This window comes from Kitasatospora sp. NPDC093558 (assembly GCF_040683475.1).
In the GTDB taxonomy this organism is placed as follows: Bacteria; Actinomycetota; Actinomycetes; order Streptomycetales; family Streptomycetaceae; genus Kitasatospora.
This window is the reverse complement of record NZ_JBFBDY010000047.1, coordinates 1-26,176: the sequence shown is the minus strand read 5'-3', so window position 1 is coordinate 26,176 and position 26,176 is coordinate 1. Positions and strand designations below refer to the sequence as shown.

The window sequence follows — 26,176 nt, the reverse complement described above, 5'->3', positions numbered from 1 at the left end:
CTGCGCCGCGCGGAGCGGCCCGAGCTGGTGCCGCTGTCGTTCGCGCAGCGGCGGCTGTGGTTCCTGCGCCAGCTGGAGGGCGTCGGCTCGGTCTACAACATGCCGTTGGCCTGGCGGTTGGTGGGCGAACTCGACCGGGCCGCCCTGCACGCAGCGCTCGGCGACGTCGTCGCCCGGCATGAGAGCCTGCGCACGGTGTACGTCCAGGTCGACGGGGTGCCGTACCAGGAGGTGCTGGACGCCGCGACGGCCCCGCCGCAGCTGCCCGTCACCCGGGCTGACGAGACCGGTCTGACCGAGCTGCTGACCGGTGCCGCGGCGCGCGGCTTCGACCTCGCGGCCGAACCGCCGCTGCGGGCCGAGCTGTTCGAGCTTTCGGCGGACGAGCACGTGCTGCTGCTGGTGATGCACCACATCGCCGGTGACGGCTGGTCCATGGGCCCACTGGCGCGGGACCTGGCCACCGCGTACGCGGCCCGTTGCCGCGGCGAGGAGCCCCTGTGGGCGCCTCTGCCGGTGCAGTACGCCGACTACACCCTCTGGCAGCACCGGCTGCTCGGCGACGCGGACGACCAGGACAGCCTGTCGGCCCGTCAGACGTCCTACTGGACGCGGACGCTGGCGGACCTGCCGGAGCAGATCCGGCTCCCCGCCGACCGCCACCGCCCCGCGACCCCCTCCTGCTCCGGCGGCCGGCTCGCGGTCGACCTGGACGCGGAGCTGCACGCCGGGCTGGTCCGGTTGGGCCGGGAGCACGGGGCCAGCGTGTTCATGGTGCTCCAGGCCGCGCTGGCGGCGCTGCTGGACAAGCTCGGCGCGGGGACGGACATCCCGGTCGGCAGCCTGATCGCGGGCCGGACCGACCAGGCGCTGGACGAGCTGGTCGGGTTCTTCGTCAACACGCTGGTGCTGCGGACCGACACGAGCGGCGACCCGACGTTCGCCGAGCTGCTGGGCCGGGTCCGGGAGGGCGCGCTCGGCGCGTACGCGCACCAGGACCTGCCGTTCGAGCACGTCGTCGAGGCCCTCAACCCGTCCCGGTCGCTGGCCCGTCAGCCGCTGTTCCAGGTGCTGCTCGCGCTGCAGAACGTGCCGCCCACCGAACTCTCGCTGAGCGGTCTGAGCGCCGAGTTCCAGGCGGTGCGGATGCCCACGGCGATGTTCGACCTCGGCTTCCACCTGCTGGAGCTCAGCGGGACGGGCGGGGTGGCCGAGGGGATCATCGGGCGGGTCGAGTACAGCGCCGACCTGTTCGACCACGCCACGGTGGAGGTGCTGGTCGCTCGGTGGGTGCGGTTGCTGGCGGCGGTGGTGGCCGCGCCGGACCGGTCGCTGAGCCGGATCGACGTGCTGACCGCCGGGGAGCGGCACGAGTTGCTGGTCGTGCGCAACGACACTGCGTGTCCGGTTCCGGCCGACGTCACTCTGCCGTCGCTGTTCGAGGCGCGGGTTCGGGCGATGCCGGAGGCCGAGGCGGTGGTGTTCGAGGGCGTCGTGCTGACGTACCGTGAGCTGAATCGCCGGGCCAACTGCCTGGCGCACGCGCTGATCGCGCGTGGTGTGGGGCCGGAGCAGGTCGTCGCGCTGCGGCTGCCGCGTTCGGCCGAACTGGTGGTCGCCGTTCTGGCGGTGCTCAAGACGGGCGCGGCGTACCTGCCGGTCGATCCGGATTACCCGGCCGCCCGCATCGCGTACATGCTGGAGGACGCGCGACCGGCGGTGGTGCTCGACGACCTCGCGGCCGTCACGCCTTCCGATGAGCGGTCGGATCGCGATCCGGTGGTCGCGGTGGACGCCCGGCACCCGGCCTACGTCATCTACACCTCCGGCTCGACCGGCCGTCCCAAGGCCGTGGTGATGCCCGCCGCGGGTCTGCTGAACCTGCTGGCGTGGCACCACGGGGCCGTCGGCGGTGAACCCAGTGCTCGGGTGGCGCAGTTCACGGCGCTCAGTTTCGATGTCTCGGTGCAGGAGGTGCTGTCCGCGCTGCTGTACGGCAAGACGCTGGTGGTGCCGACGGAGGAGCAGCGGCGCAGTGCCGAGCTGTTCGCACTGTGGCTGGAGCGGTACCGGGTGGAGGAGTTGTTCGCGCCGAATCTGGTGGTCGAGGCGCTGGCCGAGGCCGCGGAGGAGGCCGGGCTGGAGCTGCCGAGCCTGCGGCTGGTCGCGCAGGCGGGGGAGGCGATGCGGCTGGGCGGTGCGGTGCGCCGCTTCCAGGCGCGTCGGCCGGGGCGGGTGCTGCACAACCACTATGGGCCTGCCGAGACCCATGTGATCACCGCTTATCCGCTGCCGGCGGACCCGGCGGACTGTCCGCTGCCGGTGCCGATCGGGCGTCCGATTGCCAACTGTCGGGTGTACGTGCTGGATTCGGCGCTGCGTCCGGTCGCCCCCGGCGTGCTGGGTGAGCTGTACTTGGCCGGTGCGGGGTTGGCCCGCGGGTACCTGAACCGGCCGGGGCTCAGTGCCGGGCGTTTCGTCGCCGACCCGTACGGTCCGGACGGATCGCGGATGTACCGTACCGGTGACCTGGTCCGCTGGCGCGGCGACGGGGAGCTGGAGTTCGCCGGCCGGGTGGACCATCAGGTGAAGGTGCGCGGGTTCCGGGTCGAGCCGGGTGAGATCGAGGCCGAGCTGACCGCGCACCCGGGCGTCGCCCAGGTCGCGGTGATCGCCCGCGAGGACCGGATCGTCGCGTACGTCGTCCCCGTGGCCGGGAGCGGGGCGAGCGCGGCGGCCCTGACGGCGTACCTGCGCGACCGGCTGCCCGACTACCTGGTGCCCTCCGCGTTCGTGCTGCTGGACGCGCTGCCGCTGACGCCGAACGGCAAGCTGGACCGGGCGGCGCTGCCCGCGCCGGAGCCGGGCCCGACCGCCGGCGGCCGGGCGCCGCGCACGCCGCAGGAGCAGATCCTGTGCGAGCTGTTCGCCGAGGTGCTCGGCGTGCCGCGGGTCGGGGTCGACGACGACTTCTTCGCGCTGGGCGGGCATTCGCTGCTCGCCACCCGTCTGGTCTCGCGGGTCCGGGCGACCCTCGGGCTGGAGCTGGAGCTGCGCACCCTGTTCCGGACGCCGACGCCCGCCGGGCTCGCGGCCGGGCTGCATGACGCCGGCACCGCGCGGCGGGCCCTGGTGCCCCAGCGGCGCCGCGAACCGATGCCGCTGTCGTTCGCCCAGCGCCGGCTCTGGTTCCTCCAGCAGTTCGGGGCGCCGAGCGCCACGTATCACATGCCGCTGGCCCTGCGGCTGTCCGGCGACCTCGACCGGACCGCGCTCGACGCGGCGCTGGCCGACGTGGTGGCCCGGCACGAGACCTTGCGCACGGTCTTCCCGCACACCGCCGGCGTTCCGCACCAGCGGGTGCTGGATGCCGCCGAGGTCGCCGTCCCGCTGACGGTGTGCGCGGCCGGTGAGGCGGAGGTGCCGGCGCTGCTGCGCGAGGCGGCGGTGCGGGGGTTCGACCTGACGTCGGAAGTGCCGCTGCGGGCGGAGCTGTTCGCGGTCGCGCCGGACGAGCACGTGCTGTTGTTGGTGATGCACCACATCGCGGGTGACGGCTGGTCGATGGGTCCGCTGGCCCGTGACCTCGCCGCGGCCTATGCCGCCAGGCGCGAGGGCGGGGCGCCGAACTGGCCGCCGCTGCCGGTGACGTACACGGACTACACCCTGTGGCAGTACGAGATTCTGGGCGACGAGCACGACGCGGACAGCGTGTTCGCCCGCCAGGTGGCCTACTGGACCGAGGCGCTGGCCGGGCTGCCCGGGCAGCTGGAGCTGCCTGCCGACCGGCCGCGCCCGGCCGCGATGTCGTACCGGGGCGATCTGCTGGACGTCCGGATCGACGCCGAACTGCACGCGGCGCTCGTGAAGTTGGCGCGACGCTCGGGGGCGACCCTGTTCATGGTGCTGCAGGCGGCGCTGGCTGCTCTGTATACGCGCTTGGGTGCGGGGACGGATATCGCGATCGGGAGTCCGATCGCGGGTCGTACGGATGAGGCGCTGGACGAGCTGGTCGGGTTCTTCGTGAACACGTTGGTGCTGCGGACGGACACGAGCGGTGACCCGTCGTTCGTCGAGCTGTTGGGGAGGGTGCGGGAGACGGCGCTGTCGGCGTACGCGCACCAGGACGTGCCGTTCGAGCACCTGGTGGAGGTGCTGAACCCGTCCCGGTCGCTGTCGCACCATCCGCTGTTCCAGACCGGGCTGGTCGTGCAGAACGCGCCGGGTGGCGACTTCGATCTGCCCGGTCTGAGGGCCGTCGGGATGGCCGTGCCCACCGGGACCGCGCGCCTCGACCTGACCTTCGGCCTGGCGGAGCACCACGGGCCCGAAGGTGCACCGGCCGGCCTGAGCGGCGCGGTCGAGTACAGCGCCGACCTGTTCGACCGTTCGACGGTCGAGACCCTCTTCGCCCGGTGGGCCAGGCTGCTGACCGCGGTGGCCGCCGCGCCGGAGCGGCCGATCGGTGGGATCGACCTGCTGTCCGACGAGGAGCGCCGCGCGCTGCTGCCGGCTGCCGAGAGCCGGAATGCGACCGCGAGCCTGCCGGAGCTGTTCGCGGCGCAGGTGGCGGCTACGCCCGATGCGGTCGCTCTCGTCTGCGATGAAGCCGAATTGACCTACCGGCACCTGAACGCCCGGGCGAACCGGTTCGCGCACGCGCTGATCGCCCGGGGCGTCGGTCCGGAGCAGGTCGTGGCGGTGGCGCTGCCGCGGTCGGTGGAGTCGGTCGTGGCCGTCCTCGGCGTCCTGAAGGCCGGGGCCGCGTACCTCCCGGTGGACCCGGCGTACCCGGCCGCCCGGATCGCGTTCATGCTCGACGACGCACGCCCGACGGTGGTGGTCGACGACCCGGCCATGGTGGCCGAAGGGGACTTCCCTGAGAGTGATCCGGCCGTCGTGACGGATCCCGCGCACCCGGCGTACGTGATCTACACCTCGGGTTCGACCGGCCGTCCCAAGGGCGTCGTGGTGAGCCACACCGGCGTGTCCGGTCTGGTGGCGGCGCAGGTCGAGCGGCTCGGCCTGAAGCCGGGCAGCCGGGTGCTCCAGTTCGCCTCGCCCAGCTTCGACGCGTCCTTCTGGGACCTGTGCAGCGCCCTGCTCACCGGCGCCGCCCTGGTCCTGGCCCCCGCCGAGGCCCCGCTGGAGGCGCTGGCGGACCGCCGGCTGGACGTCACCCACGTGACGCTGCCGCCCTCGGCCCTGGCCGCGCTGGACGGTGCCGAGCTCACGGCCACCACGGTGGTGGTGGCGGGTGAGGCGTGTGCGGCGGAGCTGGTGGCCCGGTGGGCGTCGGGCCGGCGGATGATCAACGCGTACGGTCCGACGGAGACGACGGTGTGCGCGACGATGAGCGAGCCGCTGTCCCCGGGGCCGGGCGTGCCGCCGATCGGTCGGCCGGTCGCGGGCTTCCGTACGTACGTGCTCGACGAGCGGCTGCAGCCGGTTCCGCCGGGTGTGGCGGGGGAGTTGTACGTCGCCGGCCCCGGCCTCGCGCGCGGCTACCTGAACCAGACCGGACTCACCGCCGGGCGGTTCCTGGCCTGCCCGTTCGGCGCGGACGGCGAGCGCATGTACCGCACCGGCGATGTGGTGCGCCGCCGGGCGGACGGCGAGCTGGAGTACGTCGGCCGCGCCGACCAGCAGGTGAAGGTGCGCGGCTACCGCGTCGAACTCGGTGAGGTCGAGGCGGCCCTGGCGGAGCACCCCGCTGTCGCTCAGGCCGCCGTCGCGGCCCGGGACGACCGGCTCGTCGGCTACGCGGCGGCGCGCCCCGGCGCGACCGTCCACGCGGCGGAGCTGACGGCGTACCTGCGCGACCAGCTGCCCGACTACCTGGTGCCGGCCGTCTTCGTGGTGCTGGACGCGCTGCCGCTGACGCCCAACGGCAAGCTGGACCGTGCGGCCCTGCCCGCGCCCGAGGCGGTGACCACGGCCACGGGCCGGGCCCCGCGTACCCCGCAGGAGCAGATCCTCTGCGAGCTGTTCGCCGAGGTGCTCGGCGTGCCGCAGGTCGGGGTCGACGACGACTTCTTCGACCTCGGCGGGCACTCCCTGCTCGCCACCCGGCTGGCCGCGCGGGTGCGTTCGGTGCTCGGCGTGGAGCTGGGGCTGCGCGCGCTCTTCCAGGCGCCCACGGTCGCGGGCCTGGCCGAGGCGTTGGCCGAGGCCGGCCGTCCCCGCCCGGCACTGACCGCGCAGGAGCGGCCGGAGGCGGTGCCGCTGTCCTTCGCCCAGCGCCGGCTCTGGTTCCTGCACCGCATGGACGGCAGCGCCGCCACTTACCACATCCCGCTGGCGCTGCGGATGACCGGGACGCTCGACCGGGCGGCGCTGGACGAGGCGCTGACGGACGTGGTGGCCCGGCACGAGAGCCTGCGGACGGTGTTCCCGGAGACCGACGGCGTCCCGTGCCAGCACGTCCTGGACCCGGCCGAGGCCCGGCCCCGGGCGCGGCTGACCGAGGTGTCGGAGGCCGAACTGCCCGAGCGGCTCGCGGAGTTCGCCCGTCAGCCGTTCGACCTGGCGACGGAACCGCCGCTGCGCGCGGAGCTGTTCGCGCTCGCACCGGACGAGCACGTGCTCATGGTGGTCATGCACCACATCGCCGGCGACGGCTGGTCCACCGGGCCACTGGCCCGCGACCTGGCCGAGGCGTACGCCGCGCGGAGCGAATGCCGTGCGCCGCAGTGGCCGGCCCTGCCGGTGCAGTACGCCGACTACACGCTGTGGCAGCGTGACCTCCTCGGCGACGCCACCGACCCGCAGAGCCGGTTCGCCGAGCAACTCGGCTATTGGAAGCGACAGCTGTCCGGCCTGCCGGAGCTGCTCCAACTGCCCGCCGACCGGCCGAGGCCGGCCGTCGCCCGCTGGCACGGAGGCCAGGTCGGTCTGGAGCTGAGCCCCGAACTGCACGCCTCCCTGAGTGAGTTGGCGCGTAGCACCGGTACCAGTCTGTTCATGGTGCTGCAGGCAGGCCTCGCGGCGTTGTTCACGCGGTTGGGTGCGGGGACGGACGTTCCGATCGGGAGTCCGATCGCGGGGCGCACGGACGAGGCGCTGGACGATCTGGTCGGGTTCTTCGTCAACACGCTGGTGCTGCGCACCGACACGAGCGGTGATCCGAGTTTCGCGGAGTTGTTGGGTCGGGTGCGGGAGACGGCGTTGTCGGCGTACGCGCACCAGGACGTGCCGTTCGAGCACCTGGTGGAGGTGTTGAACCCGTCCCGCTCGCTGTCGCACCACCCGCTGTTCCAGACGATCCTGGCCGTGCAGAACGCGCCGATGGGCCGCTTCTCGCTGCCCGGCCTGGACGTCGCCACCTACGCGGTGGCGACCGGAACCGCCAAGTTCGACCTCGGTGTGGCCCTCGCCGAACAATTCGGGCCGGACGGCAGCCCGGCCGGGATCGTCGGCGGGATCGAGTACGCCACCGACCTGTTCGACCGGGAAACGGTGGAGACCCTCGCGCGGCGCTGGACGCTCCTGCTGGAGGCGGTCACGGCCGACCCGGAGCGGCCGATCTGGGGGATCGACCTCCTCGACGCTGGTGAGCGGCACCGGCTGCTGGAAGGCGGCAACGCGACCACCCGCGAGGTGGGCGCCGCCCCGGTGCCGCAGGCGTTCGCGGCGCAGGTGGCGGCGACGCCGGACGCGATCGCGATGGTCTGCGGCGAGGTCGAGCTGACGTACCGTCAGTTGAACGCGCGGGCAAGCAGGTTCGCGCATGCGCTGATCGCGCGGGGTGCCGGCCCGGAGCAGGTCGTGGCGGTGGCGCTGCCGCGCTCGGTGGAGTCGGTGGTGGCCGTCCTCGGTGTCCTGAAGGCCGGGGCCGCGTACCTTCCGGTGGATCCGGCGTACCCGCGGTCGCGGGTCGACTTCATGCTGGCGGACGCCCGTCCGTCGGTGGTGGTCGATGATCCGGCGATGGTGGCCGAGGTCTCGCAGTGGCCGGACACCGATCCGGAGGTCGCGCTCGACGTCCGGCACCCCGCGTACGTGATCTACACCTCGGGCTCGACCGGCCGCCCCAAGGGCGTCGTGGTCGCCCACGGTGGCGTGGCGAGTCTGGTCGCCGGGCAGATCGAGCGGTTCGCGATCGAACCCGACAGCCGGGTGCTCCAGTTCGCCTCGCCGAGCTTCGACGCCTCGGTGTCGGAGATCTACACCGCCCTGCTGCGTGGCGCGGCCCTGGTGCTGCCCCCGGCGGCGGACCCGGTCGCCGCGCTGACCGACCCGGGCCTCGCGGTCACCCACGTCACCGTGCCCCCGTCCGTCCTGGCCGCCGTGCCCGAGGACGCGGTGACCGTGTCGACGCTGGTAGTGGCGGGCGAGGCCTGCCCGCCGGAGCTGGTGGACCGCTGGGCGCCCGGGCGTCGGATGATCAACGCGTACGGTCCGACGGAGACGACGGTGTGCGCGACGATGAGCGACCCGTTGTCGCCCGGGTCGGGCGTGCCGCCGATCGGCCGCCCGATCACCAACGCCCGGGTCTACGTGCTGGACGCGCGACTGCAGCCGGTTCCGCCCGGTGTGCCAGGGGAGTTGTACGTCGCGGGTGCGGGCCTGGCCCGGGGCTACCTCAATCGGCCGGGGCTGACCTCCGGGCGGTTCGTGGCCTGCCCGTTCGGTGTGGACGGCGACCGCATGTACCGCACCGGGGACGTGGTGCGTCGCAGGGCGGACGGCGAGCTGGAGTACGTCGGCCGTGCCGACCAGCAGGTCAAGGTCCGCGGCTTCCGCATCGAACCCGGCGAGATCGAGGCGGCGCTCGCCGAGCACCCTGCCGTCGCCCAGGCCGCCGTCCTGGCCAAGGACGACCGCCTGATCGGCTACGTCGTCCCGCGCCAGGACACGGCCCGGGACGACGGGCTCGAAGCGGACCACGTGGACGAGTGGCGGGACATCTACGACGCCCTGCCCATCGCCCCCGAGGAAGCCGCCTTCGGCCAGAACTTCGTCGGCTGGAACAGCAGTTACGACGCCGGCCCGATCCCGATCGAGCAGATGCGCGAGTGGCAGGACGCGACCGTGGCCCGCATCCTGGCCCTGCGCCCCCGCCACGTGCTGGAGGTCGGCGTCGGCACCGGCCTGCTCCTCGCGCAGATCGCACCGCACTGCGAGGCCTACTGGGCGACCGACTTCTCCGCCACCGCCATCGACGCACTCGCCGCCCAGGTGGCCGGGAAGCCGGACCTCGCCGAACGCGTGGTGCTCCAGACCCGCCCGGCACACGACACCGAGGGCCTTCCCACCGGGCAGTTCGACACCATCGTGATCAACTCGGTGGTGCAGTACTTCCCGTCCGCCGACTACCTCGCCGACGTGATCGACAAGCTGATGCGTCTGCTCGCCCCCGGCGGCGCCCTGTTCGTCGGCGACGTCCGCAACCTGCGACTGCTACGCCCCTTCACCACCGCCGTCCAGCTCCACCGGGCCACCGACGGTGCCGATCTGCCCGCGGTGCGCCGCGCCGTGGAACAGGCCCTCCTGGTGGAGAAGGAACTCCTCGTCGACCCGGACTACTTCACCGTCCTGCGGGACCGCAGCACCGACATCGGCGCCGTCGCCGTGGAGATCAAGCAAGGCCGGCACCACAACGAGCTGACCCGCTACCGCTACGACGTCACCCTGCACAAGCAGCCGGCCGCGCCGGTTGCGGTCCAGGACGTGACCTGGGGCCGGGACGTCGCCGACCTCGTGGACCTGCGTGAACTGCTGGTACGGCAGGGCGCGGAGCCGGTCCGTATCACCGGGGTGCCGAACCGGCGCGTCGCCCGCGAGGCCGCGCTGGTCCGCGCGGTCCAGAACGGTGACGCTACGCTCGCCGAACTGCTGGACCGGCTCCACGGCCCGGACGACGACGGCCTGCCCGACCCGGAGGACTTCCGCGCGCTCGGCGACGAACTCGGCCGCCGGGTGGCCGTCACCTGGTCGGCCGGCGCACCCGAAGCCCTCGACGTGCTCTTCGCCGCTGGACAAGCAGACGCCCCCGTCGAGGTCTACCGGCCGCGGCGGCCGTCCGGCACTGCGCTGTCCTCGCTCACCAACCGCCCGACCGGGCGCCGCGCCACGGGCGCCCTCGTCGGCGAACTCCGCGACCGGCTGCGCGACCGCCTGCCCGACTACCTCGTGCCGTCGGCCTTCGTGGTCCTGGACGCGCTGCCGCTGACCCCCAGCGGCAAGCTCGACCGCCGCGCTCTGCCCGCCCCCGACCTGGGCACCGCCACGGCCGGGCGGACCCCGCGCACCCCGCAGGAGCAGCTGCTCGCCGAACTCTTCGCCGACGTGCTCGGGCTGCCCGGCGTCGGCGTCGAGGACAGCTTCTTCGACCTGGGCGGGCACTCCCTGCTGGCGACCCGCCTGGCCTCCCGGGTCCGGGTGACCTTCGGCGCCGAACTGGAGGTCCGCACGCTCTTCGAACACCCGACCGTGGCCGCCCTGGCAGCGCGTCTCGACGGCTCTGTCACCGAGCGGCCCGCGCTGACCGTCCGTCCCCGCCCCGACCGGGTGCCGCTGTCCTTCGCCCAGCAACGCCTCTGGTTCCTCCACCGCATGGACGGACCGAGCGCCACCTACAACATGCCGCTCGCGCTGCACCTGGACGGCGAACTCGACCGCCCGGCGCTGCACACCGCGCTCGCCGACGTGATCGCCCGGCACGAGAGCCTGCGGACGGTCTTCCGCGAGACGGACGGCGTCCCGTACCAGCTCGTGCTGAGCGCGGACGAGTCCCGCCCCGAGCTGCCCGTCATCGAGCTCGGCGACGCGCGGCTGCCCGGCCGACTGGCCGAGGGCGCCCAGCGCGGCTTCGACCTGGCCGCCGAGCCGCCGATCCGCGCGGAGCTCTACGCGCTGGCCCCCGACCGGCACGTGCTGCTGCTCGTGGTTCACCACATCGCGGCCGACGGCTGGTCGATGGGCCCGCTCTCCGGCGACCTGGCCGCGGCCTACGGGGCCCGCTGCCGGGGTGAGGAACCGCAGTGGTCCCCGCTGCCGGTCCAGTACGCCGACTACACCCGCTGGCAGCGCGACCTGCTCGGCGACGCCGCCGACCCGGACAGCCTCTTCGCCCGGCAACTCGCCTACTGGAAGGACGAGTTGGCCGAGCTACCGCAGCAGCTGCAGCTCCCCGCCGACCGGCCCCGGCCGCCGGTGGCCTCCCAGCGGGGCGGCACGCTCGCCGTCCGGTTGGACGCCGAACTGCACCAGGCGCTGCGGGACCTGGCCACCGCACAGGGCGCCAGTATGTTCATGGTGCTCCAGGCCGGCCTCGCCGCGCTGCTCACCCGGCTCGGCGCCGGCACCGACATCCCGATCGGCAGCCCCATCGCGGGGCGCACCGACCAGGCGCTGGACGACCTTGTCGGATTCATGGTCAACACCCTGGTGCTGCGCACCGACACGAGCGGCGACCCCGCGTTCACCGAACTGCTGGGCCGGGTCCGGCAGAAGGCGCTGGCCGCCTACGCCCACCAGGACGTGCCGTTCGAGTACCTGGTCGAGGTGGTCAACCCGGCCCGGTCGTTGTCGCACCACCCGTTGTTCCAGATCATGCTGGCCCTGCAGAACGCGCCGCTGAGCGAGTTCACCCTGCCGGGGCTGCGGACCGGCTACCTGGCGGCGCCGACCGGCACTTCGCGGGTCGATCTGACGTTCAGCCTGGCCGAGCAGTACCGCCCGGACGGCGGCCTCGCCGGTCTGGTGGGCGCGGTGGAGTACGCCACCGACCTGTTCGACCCGGCCACCGTGGAGCTGCTGTTCGACCGCTGGGCACGGCTGCTGCGCGCGGCGGTCGCCGACCCCGACCGGCCGGTCGGCCGGATCGACATCATGTCCGACGCGGAACGCCACCTTCTGCTCTCCGAGGTCAACGACACCGCCGCCGAGCTGCCGGAGGCGGCGCTGCCGGAGTTGTTCGCCCGCCAGGTGCTGGCCACCCCGGACGCGGTGGCCGTCGTGGCGGGCGCCACCGAGCTGACGTACCGGGAACTCGACCTGCGGGCCAACCGCCTCGCGCGGGCCCTGATCCGCCGGGGCGTGCGGCCGGAGGCCCCGGTCGCGGTCCTGCTGGAGCGCTCGGCGGACCTGGTCGTGGCAGTGCTGGCGATCATCAAGGCGGGTGGCGCCTACGTGCCGCTCGACTCGCGCTTCCCGCAGTCCCGGATCGAGCTGATCCTCCAGGAGGCTGGGGCCGCCCTCGTGCTCACCGAGGACGTGCTGACCGCACTGCTCCGGACCGAGACCGACGCATCCGATCCCGAAGTCCCGTGCAGGCCGTCACAGTTGGCTTACATCATGTACACCTCCGGGTCGACCGGCAGGCCGAAGGGCGTCGCCGTCACCCACCGCGACGTGGTGGGCCTCGCGCTCGCCCCCGACTGGCACCGCGGCGGACACGAGCGGGTGCTGCTGCACTCCCCGACCGCCTTCGACCTCTCGACGTACGAGCACTGGGTGCCACTGCTCAGCGGTGGCCGGGCCGTCGTCGCACCGCCCGGTCGGCTCGACCTCGACCTGCTGCACCACACGGTCAGCGAGTACGAGGTGACCGGACTGTGGCTGACGGCCGGCCTGTTCCGCCTGGTCGCCGAGGAACGCCCGGAGCTGCTTCGAGGGGTCCGCGAGGTGTGGACCGGCGGCGACGTGGTCTCCCCGGCCGCCGTCGCCCGGGTGCAGACGGCCTGCCCCGGCCTCACCGTGGTCAACGGCTACGGCCCGACCGAGGCCACCACCCTCGCCACCTGCCACCCGGTCCGCAGCCTCCCGGAGGACGCCGCGACCGTGCCGATCGGCCGGCCGATGGCGAACATGCGCGCCTACGTGCTCGACGCCCGGCTGCGGCCGGTGCCCCCGGGCGTGGTCGGCGAGCTGTACCTCGCGGGGGTGGGCGTGGCCCGCGGCTACCTCGGCCGACCCGACCTGACGGCACAGCGGTTCACCGCCGACCCGTACGGGCCGGCCGGAGACCGGATGTACCGCACCGGCGACCTGGCAGCCTGGCTTGCCGACGGCACCATGGAGTTCGCCGGCCGGGCCGACCACCAGGTCAAGCTGCGTGGTTTCCGGATCGAGCCCGGTGAGATCGAGGCGGTGCTCGCCGGTCTCCCCGGTGTCGCGCAGGCGGCCGTGGTCACCCGCGAGGACCAGCCCGGCGACAAGCGGCTCGTCGCGTACCTGGTGGCCGCCCCCGAGGGTGCGCCCGAGACGGGTGAGCTGTCCGGCCGGCTGCGCCGCGAACTGCCCGAGTACATGGTGCCGTCGGCCTTCGTGACCGTGGACGCGCTGCCGCTGACCGCCAACGGCAAGCTGGACCGGGCCGCCCTGCCCGCCCCCGAGTACGGGGCGTCGGGCGTCGGGCGTGGCCCCCGGACCCCGCAGGAAGAGCTGCTGTGCGACCTGTTCGGCGAGGTCCTCGGCCGGGAGCAGGTGCGCATCGACGACGACTTCTTCGGCCTCGGCGGGCACTCCCTGCTGGCCGCGCGCCTGGCCTCCCGCGTCCGGGAGACCCTCGGCGTGGAGTTGGGCCTGCGGATGCTGTTCGAGGCGCCGACCGTGGCCGGGCTCACCGAGCGCCTGGTCATGAACGATCCCGACGACGCGTTGGACGTGGTGCTGCCGCTGCGTTCGACCGGGACCGACACGCCGCTGTTCTGCATCCACCCCGGCGGGGGCATCAGCTGGTCGTACAGCGGGCTGCTGAACCACATCGGTCCGCAGCATCCGGTCTACGCGATCCAGGCGCGCGGCCTCGGCCGACCCGAACCGCTGCCGACGTCCTTCGAGGAGATGGCGGCCGACTACGCCGACCAGATCCAGAAGATCCAGCCGGAGGGCCCGTATCTGCTGCTCGGCTGGTCCGCCGGCGGGCTGATCGCCCACGCGCTGGCCTGCGAGCTGCAGTCGCGCGGCGAGCGGACCGCGCTGCTGGCGATCCTCGACGCCTACCCGGTGAAGGACGTGCAGTTCGAGGAGGTGCCGGTGCCCACCGAACGGGACGTGCTCGTCGGTGTGCTCGACGTCGACCCGGGCGACCGGGAGCTGACCTACGGCGAGGTCGCCGAGGTCCTGCGCGAGCGGGGCAGCGCGCTGGCCGGCCTGACGGAGCGACAGGTCGAGGTGATCGTCCAGATCATGATCAACAACGCGAAGCTGGCGGTCGACTTCGTCCCCGCCAGGTTCGAGGGAGATCTGCTGCTGTTCAACTCGACGATCGACCGGACCGAGGACAACGCCGGGCCCGGGATCTGGCGCCCGTACATCGTCGGCCGGATCGAATCGCACGAGATCACCACCCGGCACAACCGGATGACCGAAGCCGGCTCGCTGGCCCAGATCGGACCGATCCTCGCCGCCAAGCTCGCCGGGGCCACCGGTGACACCACCCTTCCCCACCTTTCCCACCAGGAGGACTGACCCATGACCAACCCGTTCGACGACCAGGACGGCACCTTCCTCGTACTCGTCAACGACGAGAACCAGCATTCGCTGTGGCCGCAGTTCGCGGACGTCCCCGAGGGGTGGACCGTCGCCCACGGCCCCGACACCAACGCCGCCTGCCTGGAGTACGTCGAGCAGTCCTGGACCGACATGCGGCCCAAGAGCCTCGCCGACGCCATGGACGCTCAGCGGTAGCGCGGCTCACGGTGAACCTGACCGAAACCACGGACGCGGCCCGCCCCACGGCGGGCCTCGCCCCGTCCCATGACCTCGCCGCGTCCCATGACCTCGCGGCGGACCTGCTCACGCCCGAGGCCCGCCGTGACCCGTATCCGTTCTACGCCCGCATGCGGCGCGAGAGCCCGGTCCACCGCAGCGCCCAGGGCATCTGGTACCTCACCCGGTACGCCGACGTCGAGGCGGCCCTGGGCGACCTGCGGCTGTCCAACGACCGGGACCGGATGACCCGCGCCTACGTCGCGCAGGGCGGCAACCTGAAGGCCTTCAGCCGGATCGCCGACCGCCTTGGCCACGTGATGACCAACACCGACCCGCCCGACCACGCCCGCCTGCGCAAGCTGGCCAACCGGGCGTTCACCGCCCGGCGGGTCGAAGCCCTGCGCGACGGCATCCAGCGGATCGTCGACCAGCTGATCGACCGGGCCGTCGAGGCCGGGCCGGCCATGGACCTGATCGAGGCGGTCGCCTCCCCACTGCCGACGTCCGTCGTCTGCGAGCTCTTCGGCATCCCGCCCGAGGACCACCCCCGGGTGAAGTCCTGGTTCCGCTGCTTCGGGCGCCTGACCGAGGACATCGGCAAGTTCGAGGAGGCGATCGACCAGTTCGACGAGTACCTCGCGCACCTCGTCCGCCGACGCCGCGCCGACCCGGGCGACGACCTGATCAGCGCCCTGGTCGCCACCCAGGCACACGACGACCGGCTCACCGACTCCGAACTGCTGTCCACCTGCTTCGTCCTGATCACCGCCGGCGACGAGACCACCACCCACCTGATCGGCAACGGCACCCTCGCCCTGCTGCGCCACCCCGACCAGCTGGCCCGGCTGCGCGAGGACCCGGCGCTGATCCGCGGCGCCGTCGAGGAATTGGCCCGCTACGACACGGTGACCCAGGCGATCGTCCGGGTCGTCGCGGAGGACCTGGAGATCGGCGGCCGGATGCTGCGCGAGGGCGAACTCGTCTACCTGTTCCTCGCCGCGACCAACCGCGACCCCGACCGCTTCGAGGACCCCGACCGGCTCGACCTGACCCGCCCCGGCAACCGGCACCTGAGCTTCGGCAACGGCCCGCACTTCTGCCTCGGCGGCCCGCTGGCCAAACTCCAGGCCGAGGTGGCCATCGGCACACTGGTGCGCCGGCTGCCCGAGCTGCGGCTGGCCGACGGGGCGGCGCTCGACTGGCGGCCCAACCCACTGCAACGGCGGCTGACCGCCCTCCCGCTCACCTACTGACACCCGAACGACGACGAGCCACCTGCGGATGGGGATCCCACCCCGGTCCCCAAATCCATGGTCGCCAGGCTCCCGACCTTCCTCCCGGCACTCAGCGCCAAGCTCAGCCCCGTACCGTCGCGCGTCGGCTGGTAGACCTCGGTGCACCCGGCGAGGCCGGTGCAGCCCGGTAGGCGTTGTCACCGGACGGCACGGGCCTCGTCGGCTCGCGCACTCTCGCCGGTGAGCGTGCGCGAGCACGGGAAACGGCGACGTACCCCGGGGATGCCTCTGAGGTCTACAGGTTCAACTGCAGCGGTGTGCAGGTCAGTTGTCGCCGAACTCGAACACCGCAGTGACAGGTGCGTGGTCACTCCAGCGCTCGGCGTGGGTGTCGGCGCGTGGTCATGCGGCAGGACTACAGCGGTGCCCAGGGGACGGTGCCGGTGTTGGCCGTCACCACGCCGATCAGGACGCGGCGGTCGGTTCCCTGTGTCTCGCAGCGGACCCGCAGGGCGTAGCCGCGTCGGGCCACCGTGTCGGTGACCACGGCACCGTCCCGCCCGAAGACCCATTCGACCCGGCCGGTCTTCGCACCGAGGCTCTCGACGGCTCGCCGCCAGGTCCGGTAGTCGCCGGGGTGGAGCGCGAACCGAAGGTGTTGCCCGGTGGGGCATAGCCAGAAGTCCACGGCGTCCCCTGGGTCGTGCCCCAGACTGCGGAGGTCGGCCTGGGCCAGATACCCCTGGTCGGCCAGCCAGGCTTTGACATCACGTTTGATGAAGAGGTGATCGGCGCTTTCCACGCCGGTTGCGCTGCGGTGGCATGTGGGCTTGCTGCCGTCGCGGTCCGGGTAGTGGGAGAAGTGGCAGACCTTCCACTCGTACCGTTTGGTCATCAGCTTCTCGCCGCAGCCGCCCAGGTGGGTGCCGCACCAGAACTGGTCGGTTCCGAAATGACGTCGGAGCTCATCCAGGTGGTGCGGCTGCTCGGGGGCGATGACAGGCTGGTCCGAGTCCGGGCCTCCGATGACGGCTGTCTGTACGCGCCGGCTGTCGACTGCTGCCACTGGGTTACCGCCCGATCGGTCCGTGCTCGCTTGCGGCAGAGGATATGCCAGATCTGACGGATAGTCAGGATAGTCAGGGCCTTTGCTCGAATCGTAACCTGTGTACGAACCGGTGCAGAGCTCCAGGCGTTTGGCCGCCGCGCTGCCCACTCGGTGTTCCTGGCCGGGGTTGGGGTCCTCCATGTTGCCGGCGCTCGACGAACGGCGAAGGCCGGAGCGGTCTCGCGGCCTACCGAGGAGTGGTGGGTGCATGCGGTGTCGGCGCTGGCGGCCGGGGCCGTGAGCAGATGAGGTTGCGTACATCAGCCATGTGCGGCTAGGGAAGGCGGCGCCACCCGTTGGGTGGTGCCGCCTTTCGCGTCTCGCGGCGGAGAGCGACTACCGTCACTCGCCGACCAGTAGCAGCCCGCGGTTGGTGGCCAGGGTCACCAGGGCGCGCTCGACGAGCGCCGGGGTCACCGACGAACTTGCGGTGGCCTTCAGTCCGGACGGGCGTACTCTCGCCACCGGCAGCGACGATGCCACCGCAATCTTGTGGGACGTGTCAACCGGCGAGAACGTCGCAACCCTGAGCGGTCATCTCGACACGGTGACCTCCGTGGCGTTCAGCCCGGACAGCCGCGCCCTCGCCACCGGCGGCACCGACCACACGGTACGGCTGTGGGACGTGGCCACCGGCAAGAGCCGCGCCACGCTCACGGGCCACAGCGCCGCCGTGTCCTCGGTGGCGGTCGGCCCGGACGGAAAGAGTCTCGCCACCGGCAGTAATGACGCCACCGTACGACTGTGGAATATCGCCCTTCCGCAGCCGTCTGACGCGATCCGGAAGATCTGCCAGTCCATCAGCCGCGATCTCACCTCCGACGAGCGGCGAACCTACCTGTCCGGCCACTCGACCAAACCGGTCTGCAGCAACGGTTGACGTGGGGGAGTGAGGGCGAGGAGGCGCTGACCCGAAGCCCGCGCAGCCTGGCGGGGGGCGCCGCCTCTGGGCTGTGATCAACTGTCGCTGGCTGTAGGTGAGTTGTCGCCGAAGCCGAACACGGCGGTGACGGGCGCGTGGTCGGACCAGCGCTCGCCTCGATGGCCTTGGCGGCCGGGCCGGGGGTGGTCACGATGAGGTCGATGCGCCAGCGGATAGACGCCAGGGTGTCAGGGCTCGCCCGGTTCTGCCTGGGCCGTCGTGGCGCGGTTTCGGCGCTCGGTGTGGGTGCCGGCGAGCACGGCGACGATCAGGCTGGTCGCGATGATTCCCTCGGCCCAGAAGAACGCGAGGTAGTCGATCAGTGAGCCGATCGGCGGTGAGCCCGGCGCCGCGTTCCGCATGCTGATCAGCGCGAACAGCGTCGCCGCCATCCAGCCGAGCGCGGGCCACACCATTCCCTGGCCGCCGCGGTACACCACCTCCGCGCCGCCCATGACGGCCAGCGCCAGCGCCCACATCGCGGCGATCATGAACCACGCCAGGATCAGCGTGCTGCGCGCCCGGGTGGCCCTCGCGTTCAGGACCACGGTCCCGGAGGCCGGGCCGTCGGCCGTGGGGTGGACGGCGAAGAACGGGTCCGCGTCGCCGAAGACGAGGCCGACGGGCACGGCGGCGCCGGTGCCGTCCGAGGCCGAGAAGGCGACGGTGAACCGGTAGCGGTCGAAGGGGTAGTCGGTCTCGGTGCCGCCGTAGAGGCCGGCCTGGACGAGCTGTGGCGACGTCACCTCTCCGGGTGCTGTCCGCAGGACCGTCTTGGCGATCGCCTCGACCTTGATGTCCACCTGGCGGGTGAAGGCGGACGGGTCGGAGCTCTGGGCCAGGCCGCCATGCGGAAGGACCAGGACGAACAGCGTCAGCTCCGCGCCCCTGGGGTCGAAGTCCTGGGCCGCGATGTTCAGTTCGACCCAGTCCGGGGCGCTCGGCACCGCGAGCGCCCGGCTGTGCTGCCGGGTGCCGCGCTCGTCGAGGTAGAGCGTGATGCCCGTCGCACAGGCGAGGACCAGCAGCACGACGGCGAGGGCGAAGCGGTTGCGGCGCAGCCCGGCGAGGCCGCTCACGACGGGCCCGCGCCGGAGGCGATGGGATCGGTGGTCACCCGGGTGACCCTCCTTCCTGAGGCCTGGCGCCCCGCACGGAGCGGCTCCGGCCCCGCCGGTCGCACGGCGGGGCCGGAACCCGGCAATGGCCTCGACTTGGTCCTACGACTTGGCCTGGCGACTTGGCCTTACACCGCGATCTCGAAGTCAGGCGGCTGGAGGCAGGCGAGGCATTCCGTGTTGGGCGCGGTCGGAGTGTCGAAGAACGAGCGGGTGATCTCCTGCGCACACGCCGAGTCGGCGAAGACGACGTGGGCGACGTAGGGGACCAGGACCTCGGTGGACCGGCTCAGCGTGCGGGCGGCGTACGGACCGCTGCTCGGCGCGGTCTGGGCGTCGAACCCGCCCGACAGCACGAGGGTCGGAATGTCGCTGTGCGTCACGTCCCGGACCGAGCGCGGTGCCGCGGGGACGTCCCAGGCGCGGCAGTCGTCGTGGAGCCAGGCGAGCCCCGGGGCGTTGGCCAGCACCGAGTCGGGGAACGACGGGAAGGCGCGCCGTCCTGCCGCGAGCACGTCCGCCTCGCTCTCGAACGGTGTCCACTCGCTGCAGAAGACGCCGAAGGCGAGCCCGTGGGAGAGCCTGCCGAAGGCCGCTGGGCTGAGCTTTCCGCCCGCCCACTGCTCGGCGATCCGCTGCGGGTTGCCGTGGGCCAGTTCGTCGATGGAGCGGGGAACCCCGGCCGCCAGGTGGGTGGCGGAGGTCAGCCAGTTCACCAGGACGCCGCCGTCCAGGGTGACCTCCACCGGCTCCGGGTGGCCCGGAACGGTGACGGTGGTGGTGACCGGCCGGGCTTCGAGGTCGACGACGAGGCGCTCGAAGGTGGCCTTCAGGTTCGGGTAGCGGTCGTTGCAGGCGCTCTGCTTCGCGCAGGCGTCGAACAGGCCGTCGAATCCCTCCTGTGCGGCTTTCCAGGTCACGGCCCCGCTGGCGAGGGAGGGCGGCAGGACGCCGTCGATGCCGACCGATCGGATGCCCTGCGGGTGCAGGCGCATGTAGAGGAGGGCCAGGTCGGTGCCGTAGGAGATGCCGAAGACGTTCCACTGCTCGATGCACAGCGCTTCGCGCAGGTCGGCGTAGTCGGCGGCGCTCTCGGTGCTGTTGTAGGCGCTGAGGTCGGCCCCGCGGCCGGCCAGCTCGTCGCGGCAGGCCCGGGTCGCCTCGACGTGCAGGCGCCCGGTGGACGGCGCGCCGTAGACGAGGCCGAGGGAGTCCGCGTTGAACTGGTCGATGTTCGGGCAGGTGAGCGCCGGGTCGGCCGAGTACGTCCCGCGCTGGGACATGAAGATCACGTCCCGGTCGCGGTTCAGGCCGCCGTTGAGCGCCAGCTGGATCTCGGACACGGCGTCGTCGCCGGGGCCACCGGCGAGCCACACGATCGGGTCGGGCGCCGGCGGTTTGGCTTCGGCGGGCACGATCTCCACGCCGAGGGTGATGGTGGGTCCGTCGGGCCGGGAGCGGTTCTCGGGCACGGTGAGCGTTCCGCAGCGGGGATTCTTGACCGGGGGAGCCGGGTCTGCCGTCCTCGGGCAGGGGCCCGGCTCGAAGTGCGCGTGCCCGGTCGTCCGGGCGACCGTGCCGAGCAGCGGTCCGGCAACGGGCTCAGCCTGGGCGGGCAGCGCGGCGAGGCCCACGACGAGGAGGCCGGCCGCGGCCCCGGCCATGGCGGTGCGGAGCCGTCGCGCGGTGCGGCGGCGGTGGGGAGGGGAAATGGTCATCTACGCGGTTTCCGTTTCGGGGGTGATGGTGAAGGGCGCGGGCGCGAGATCCGCCACGCAGGCGGTGTCGGGCGCGGTCGGACGATCGAGGAACGAGACCAGGACGCTCTGTGCGCAGCACGACTGCGGGACCACCCAGTGGCCGATGCCCGGGATCCGCACGACGGTCGAGCGGGACAGCGTGCGGGCCGCGTACTGGCCCCAGCTCGCCCCGGTCTTGGAGTCGAAGGTCCCGGAGATGACGAGCGTCGGCACGTCGCTGACGGTGTCCACCCGCTGGATCGACGTGCGGTCGGGGACGTTCCAGACCCGGCACACGTCGTACTGGAAGGGCAGCTGCGGCGCCTGGGCCAGGACGGTGTCCGGCCACCCGGGGAGGTTGCGGCGCCCCGCCTCCAGCACCTCGGCCCGGGAGAAGCCCGGCATCCACTCGCTGCAGGCCACCGACTCCTTCAGCCCGTAGGCGAATTCGCCGACGACGGGCGTCGCACCCGCGGCGCGGGCGCGTGCGAAGCGCTCGGGATTCCCGTGGGCGAGTTCGTCGAGGGCGGCGGGCAGGTCGACGAACGGGATGGCCTTGGCGACCAGCAGGTCCGTCAGCGCGCCCCCGTCGAGGACGACCGTCACCGGGTTTCCGCCCCCCGGGGGCTGCACCGTCAGCGTCAGGGGGTGCTCCTCCAGCCGGCGGACCTGCTCGGTGACGGTCCGGGGGAGGTCGGGGTAGCGGTTCTTGCAGGCGGGCTGCGCCTCGCAGGCCGCGAAGACCGCGTCGAGCCCCTCCCGGAAGCTGTCCCAGGTCCACGGCAGGTTGATGACCTTCGGAGGCGCGACCGAGTCGATCGCCACCGAGCGGATCCCCTCGGGGTGCAGGCGCAGGTAGGTGAGGGCAAGGTCGGTGCCGTAGGAGTACCCGTAGACGTTCCACCGGTCGATGCCCAGCGCCGTACGGAGGTCGGCGAAGTCCGCGGCGTTCTCGGTCGTGTTGTAGGCGGCGAGCTCGACCCCGCCGGCGGTCAGGCGGTTGCGGCACTCCGTCGTCGCCCGGACCAGGAGTTCCCCGGTGGAGGGCGCGTTGAAGGGCAGCCCCACGGCGCCCGCGTAGAACCGGTCGACCTCCGGGCAGGCGAGGTTCGGCTCCGAGTGGAGGGTGCCGCGCTGGGCCATGACGATCAGATCGCGGTCGCTGTTCACGCCCGCGCCGATCAGGAAGGGGATGCTTCCGAAGGCGTCGCCGCCGGGGCCGCCCTCCATGAACACCACCGGGTCCCCGGCCGGCGTCGCGGACACCGCCGGGATGATCGCGACGGCCAGCCGGATGGTCCGTCCGTGCCGGTGGGTGGCGCGGTTCTCGGGCACCTCCAGGAACCCGCACCGCCCGGGGACCGGCTCGGGCGTCTCCGGGCAGGGCCCGGGCACGAACCGCGCCCGAGCTCCTGACAGGGCCTCACGGCCCGGCGCCGCCATGGCGCCGCTCGCCGTCGGCCCGACCACCCCCAGGAACACCAGCCCAGCCGCGGCGAGCGCCAGCCCGGTGGGCGCGTTCCGGGAGCGCCCCTGTAAGCACCTGTGCCGCACCCGCCTTCGTACGGACCTGCCGATCGTGCGAACGGTCGGCAGGCAGCCCTGACCGATGCCCTGTTCCGCCATGTGATCCCTCTCGCCGTCGTCCCAGGCGGCCCAGTCGGGAACGACGCCGGGTGGCTCCACGCGCCGCCGCACGGTCGGTACGGGCGCTGCGTAAGCCAGCCTGCGTTCGTGGGGAAACGTCCACCACTCATGGACGCCACTCGGAGCAGCCCGGCATCACCCCGCGGTCCGTCACCTGCCGGGGTGCCGTGGTTCGGCTGCTCGGTGCGGTCCTCACCAGCAGGCCCAGAGCGTCGGCTCTTGATCGATTGGCCAGGGCATGGCCGCCGGAGGACTCTCGACAGAGGGAAGAAGGTGGTCTGCGTGAATCGGATGGCATCGTTGTGCGCGGCCTTTGGCGCCGTGATCGTCGTCGCGCTTCCCGGCGTCGTGGACCCGCGGGCACACGCGGCCGGCGACGACCGCGAGAAACGCAGTGCAGCGGTTCTCCAGGAGCTGGTGCCCTCCGCCGATGGCCCCGGCTGTGCGGCCGCGGTCGGCAGACGCGGTGATGTCGTCTGGGAGGCGGGGAAAGGGAAAGCCGACCTTGTGACCGGGCGTGCCATCACCTCGAAGACGGTCTTCGACATGGCATCCAATTCCAAGCAATTCACCGCGGATGCCGTTCTTCTGCTGGTCGGGCGGCATCGGCTCGCGCTGAACGACCCACTGTCCGATTTCCTCGACAACCCGCCCGCCTGGACCCGGAACGTCACGCTGGGTGACTTGATGCGTCACACCAGCGGAATTCCCGACTACCAGGATCTGCTGGAGGCCAAGGGCATCAAGCTGACGGATCCGGCCGGCCAGAAGGAAGCGATCGCGGCCATCCTCGCCTCACAGCCGGAAGGTCCGCCGGGCACGCGCTTCTCCTACTCCAACTCCAACTACGTCCTCCTGGCGCATGTCGTCGAAAAGGTCACCGGCACGCCGTTCCCGACCTTCCTCCAACAGGAGTTCTTCACCCCACTGCACCTGCGCATGACTCTGGCCCCGGCGGTGGACGTCCCCGGCAAGGCGAAGTCGTACGACGAGAAGGACGGCTCCTTCACTCTCAATTCATCCCCCTGGAAACAGTATGGAGACGGCTCCATCCAAACCACCCCGGGGGAAATGGTCCGCTGGGCCGATAACTACCGCACCGGCCGCATCGGTGGAACGGCGCTGCTCACCGGAGTCACGGAAGGGGCGGTGAGTGTGGGTGACGTCCTGCGTCAGCGCGGCATCGAAGACGGGCGATACGGGGCCGGGATCCTCCTTCTCCCCGACAACAGCCTGGTGCACCGCGGTGACTGGGAGCAGTTCCACAGCACCTTCAAGGTGAGCCCGGACCGGAACACCGCGGTCACCGTGGTGTGCAACGTGGATTCACCCGACAACTTCCGTGCGGCGAACCAGCTGCTGGACATCTGGACCAAATGACGGGTCGACTGGTTTGCGGGTTTCGGGTGCGTGCCGCAGCCGGTCGTTCGCCGGTCCGTGGGCGCGGTGACCCACCCGTACCAGTCTGGCCCTCCGGAGGCCGGTCGTCGCCTGGCTCGTAGGGTCGGCGACCAGTGTCGCCATGATCGCCGGGTTCCTGCTGTCCCGTACGGTCGGGCTCCCGAGCTATCACGAGGACGGCTGGGAGATTCCGTACGGCCCGGTCTCCCTGGTGGTGGAGGCGCTCTTCGTCGTCACCTTCGTGGTGTGGCTGAGCCGAGTCGGCGCCGAGCCGACAACCGAGGAGCGCTCCCAGGTCCCCGGCCGCCCGAGGGCACGCGTCGGGCAGGCTTACTGACCTGGGCGGGCGTGGCCGGTTGGCCGGGGTCGGCTCTGAGCTCCGATCAACTTCGGATTCCTGCAGGTCAGTTGTCGCCGAAGTCGAACACCGCGGTGACGGGCGCGTGGTCGCTCCAGCGCTCGGCGTGGGTGTCGGCGCGTTCGACGTGGGCCTCGATGGCCTTGGCGGCCAGGCCGGGGGTGGACACGATGAGGTCGATCCTCCAGCCGGAGTCGTTGTCGAAGGCGCGGCCGCGGTAGGACCACCAGGAGTAGGGGCCGGTGCGGTCGGGGTGGAGGGCGCGGACGACGTCGACGTAGCCGGCCTCGTCGTAGACGCGGGAGAGCCAGGCGCGTTCCTCGGGGAGGAAGCCGGCGGACTTCTGGTTGGCCTTCCAGTTCTTGAGGTCCTCGGGGCGGTGCGCGATGTTCCAGTCGCCGCAGACGACGACCTCGCGGCCGTCGGCGGCGGCGCGGGTGCGCAGGGCGGTGAGGTGGGCGAGGAATTCCGCCATGAAGCGTTCCTTTTCGTCCTGGCGCTCGGTGCCGACTTCGCCGGAGGGGAGGTAGAGGCTGGCGATGGTGAGGCCAGGGAGGTCGATTTCGACATACCTGCCCGAATTGTCGAATTCATCCGACCCGAATCCGATCACCGTCCGCTGCGGCTTCGCGCGGGACAGGACGGCGACGCCGGCCCGGCCCTTGGCGGCCGACGGGGCCCACACCGCGTGCCAGCCGTCCAGGTCGCGCAGCTCGACGGGCAGCTGGCCGGGCTCGGAGCGCACCTCCTGCAGGCAGATGACGTCCGCCTCGGTGGCGGCCAGCCACTCGATGAAGCCCTTCTTGGCGGCGGCCCGGATTCCGTTCACGTTCACACTCGTCACCACGATCACCCGGGCAGCCTACCGAGTGGATGCGCACGGCCCGCGCCGTGACGCGCTCTGTCGCGTAATGACGTGAACGCGGCATGAAGTCCCGCGACAGTCGCACCAAGGCGTGCCATTGGTCTTGACCATCTCCGCGGGATGCCCCTAGGGTCGCTTACTGCAAGGACCTTTAATAAAGAAGGACGGATAAAGGCCCGCTCTCCCACCTGCCGCAACAGCGGACAGCGGGCCCGCGATCCGCCCCTCTTCTCAGCCCGCCGCTCCGGCAGGGCGGATCTCGACAGGGTGGAGGACACGGTGGGGACGACAGGGCAGCTCACGTCGGTACCGGAACCGAAGTACTGGCACCTGCGCACGGTGCTGCTCCGCGCCATCGACTCGGAGTTCTCCACCGGCCAGGTGCTGCCCAACGAGCGCGAGCTCGCCGCCCGCTTCGGCGTCGCCCGTGCGACGCTGCGCCAGGCGCTCGACCAGCTGGAGCTGGAGGGCCGGCTGGTCCGCCGCCGAGGCATCGGCACCCTGATCGCCGCCCCGCGCGTCGGCGTGCCGGTCAACCGGCAGGAGGAGGGCTGGCCCGGGGCCGGCCGCAGCCAGGCCTGGCGCACGGTGGACTGCACCACCGCCCCGGCCTCCCCGCGGCTCGCGAAGCACCTGGGCATCGCCGAGGGCGCCACCGTGCACACCGTCCGCCGGGTCCGGCTGGTCGAGGGCCGGGCGGTGGCCACCGAGTCGCTGCACGTGCCGGCGTCCGCGCTGCCGCACCTGCCGGGCTTCCGCGCCGAGAGCGACCGCGCCCGTTCGGTGCTGCGCCAGCTGGAGCGCCTGGAGGTCGACGGTGAGTCCCGCGCGGTCGAGCTCGGCGTCGCCGAGGCCGACGAGGCCGCCCTGCTGGAGCGCCCGCCGGGTTCGCCGGTGCTGGTGATGACCACCCAGTACGCCTCGGCCGGCCGCCTGGTGGCGCTCGCCGTCGCGACCTACCGCGCCGACACCTGCAAGCTCACCTTCGGGGAAGCCGGTCTGGTCGAGGTCACCCCGGTCGCCGCCGCCGCGGGTGCCTCCGCCGAGGTGCGCACCGCCTCCTGAACCGCGGCGGCTCCATAACCACATCGCACCCACCCTCAGGCCGAGGCCCGGACGCCC

13 protein-coding genes are annotated in these 26,176 nt (G+C 72.3%); 7 read left to right on the top strand and 6 right to left on the bottom strand.

Annotated features, from left to right (window positions below):
• Positions 1-27 precede the first annotated feature (27 nt).
• The 3 genes from AB0O00_RS08095 to AB0O00_RS08085 are packed head-to-tail and all read left to right on the top strand — an operon-like array spanning position 28 to position 15,914.
• Positions 28-14,418 (top strand): amino acid adenylation domain-containing protein, encoded by a 14,391-nt coding sequence (locus AB0O00_RS08095; RefSeq protein WP_363649329.1) that lies wholly within the window; start codon positions 28-30, stop codon positions 14,416-14,418.
• Between the two features lie 3 nt (positions 14,419-14,421).
• Positions 14,422-14,637 carry an MbtH family protein gene (locus tag AB0O00_RS08090; RefSeq protein WP_363649327.1) on the top strand — a complete coding sequence of 72 codons (216 nt, stop codon included), beginning with the start codon at positions 14,422-14,424 and terminating at the stop codon, positions 14,635-14,637.
• A gap of 11 nt (positions 14,638-14,648) precedes the next feature.
• On the top strand, positions 14,649-15,914 hold the full coding sequence (locus AB0O00_RS08085) for a cytochrome P450 (RefSeq protein WP_363649325.1): 1,266 nt from the start codon (positions 14,649-14,651) through the stop codon (positions 15,912-15,914).
• 397 nt (positions 15,915-16,311) lie between these two features.
• On the opposite strand, the gene AB0O00_RS08080 is transcribed toward AB0O00_RS08085, so the two are convergent.
• Together AB0O00_RS08080 and AB0O00_RS08075 are read right to left on the bottom strand one after the other, a co-directional pair.
• On the bottom strand, positions 16,312-17,145 hold the full coding sequence (locus AB0O00_RS08080; protein WP_363649323.1) for a competence protein CoiA family protein: 834 nt from the start codon (positions 17,143-17,145) through the stop codon (positions 16,312-16,314).
• A gap of 201 nt (positions 17,146-17,346) precedes the next feature.
• On the bottom strand, positions 17,347-17,469 hold the full coding sequence (locus AB0O00_RS08075) for a hypothetical protein (protein ID WP_363649335.1): 123 nt from the start codon (positions 17,467-17,469) through the stop codon (positions 17,347-17,349).
• Here AB0O00_RS08075 and AB0O00_RS08070 point away from each other — a divergent pair.
• Positions 17,435-17,884: a WD40 repeat domain-containing protein gene (locus AB0O00_RS08070; protein WP_363649333.1), complete on the top strand. Its 450-nt coding sequence runs from the start codon at positions 17,435-17,437 to the stop codon at positions 17,882-17,884. The genes AB0O00_RS08075 and AB0O00_RS08070 overlap by 35 nt on opposite strands.
• Before the next feature lie 230 nt (positions 17,885-18,114).
• Here the strand turns inward: AB0O00_RS08070 and AB0O00_RS08065 are convergent, their stop codons facing one another.
• From AB0O00_RS08065 to AB0O00_RS08055, 3 genes are all read right to left on the bottom strand, one after another.
• Positions 18,115-19,005, bottom strand: a complete 891-nt coding sequence (locus AB0O00_RS08065; protein ID WP_363649321.1) for a DUF4436 family protein — start codon at positions 19,003-19,005, stop codon at positions 18,115-18,117.
• A 167-nt stretch (positions 19,006-19,172) separates the two neighbouring features.
• Positions 19,173-20,762: an alpha/beta hydrolase gene (locus tag AB0O00_RS08060; RefSeq protein ID WP_363649319.1), complete on the bottom strand. Its 1,590-nt coding sequence runs from the start codon at positions 20,760-20,762 to the stop codon at positions 19,173-19,175.
• On the bottom strand, positions 20,763-22,118 hold the full coding sequence (locus tag AB0O00_RS08055; RefSeq protein WP_363649317.1) for an alpha/beta fold hydrolase: 1,356 nt from the start codon (positions 22,116-22,118) through the stop codon (positions 20,763-20,765).
• Positions 22,119-22,721: 603 nt separating this feature from the next.
• Between AB0O00_RS08055 and AB0O00_RS08050 the strand changes: the two genes are divergently transcribed.
• A complete protein-coding gene (locus tag AB0O00_RS08050) occupies positions 22,722-23,810 on the top strand; it encodes a serine hydrolase domain-containing protein (protein WP_363649331.1) in 1,089 nt (362 codons plus the stop codon).
• 142 nt (positions 23,811-23,952) lie between these two features.
• A complete protein-coding gene (locus tag AB0O00_RS08045) occupies positions 23,953-24,168 on the top strand; it encodes a hypothetical protein (RefSeq protein ID WP_363649315.1) in 216 nt (71 codons plus the stop codon).
• 67 nt (positions 24,169-24,235) lie between these two features.
• Here the strand turns inward: AB0O00_RS08045 and AB0O00_RS08040 are convergent, their stop codons facing one another.
• Entirely contained in the window at positions 24,236-25,042 is an 807-nt protein-coding gene (locus AB0O00_RS08040; protein WP_363649313.1) for an exodeoxyribonuclease III, read from the bottom strand.
• Between the two features lie 291 nt (positions 25,043-25,333).
• Between AB0O00_RS08040 and AB0O00_RS08035 the strand changes: the two genes are divergently transcribed.
• The gene (locus tag AB0O00_RS08035; RefSeq protein ID WP_363649311.1) at positions 25,334-26,119 is read left to right on the top strand and encodes a GntR family transcriptional regulator; all 786 of its coding nucleotides are present in this window, start codon (positions 25,334-25,336) and stop codon (positions 26,117-26,119) included.
• Positions 26,120-26,176 lie beyond the last annotated feature (57 nt).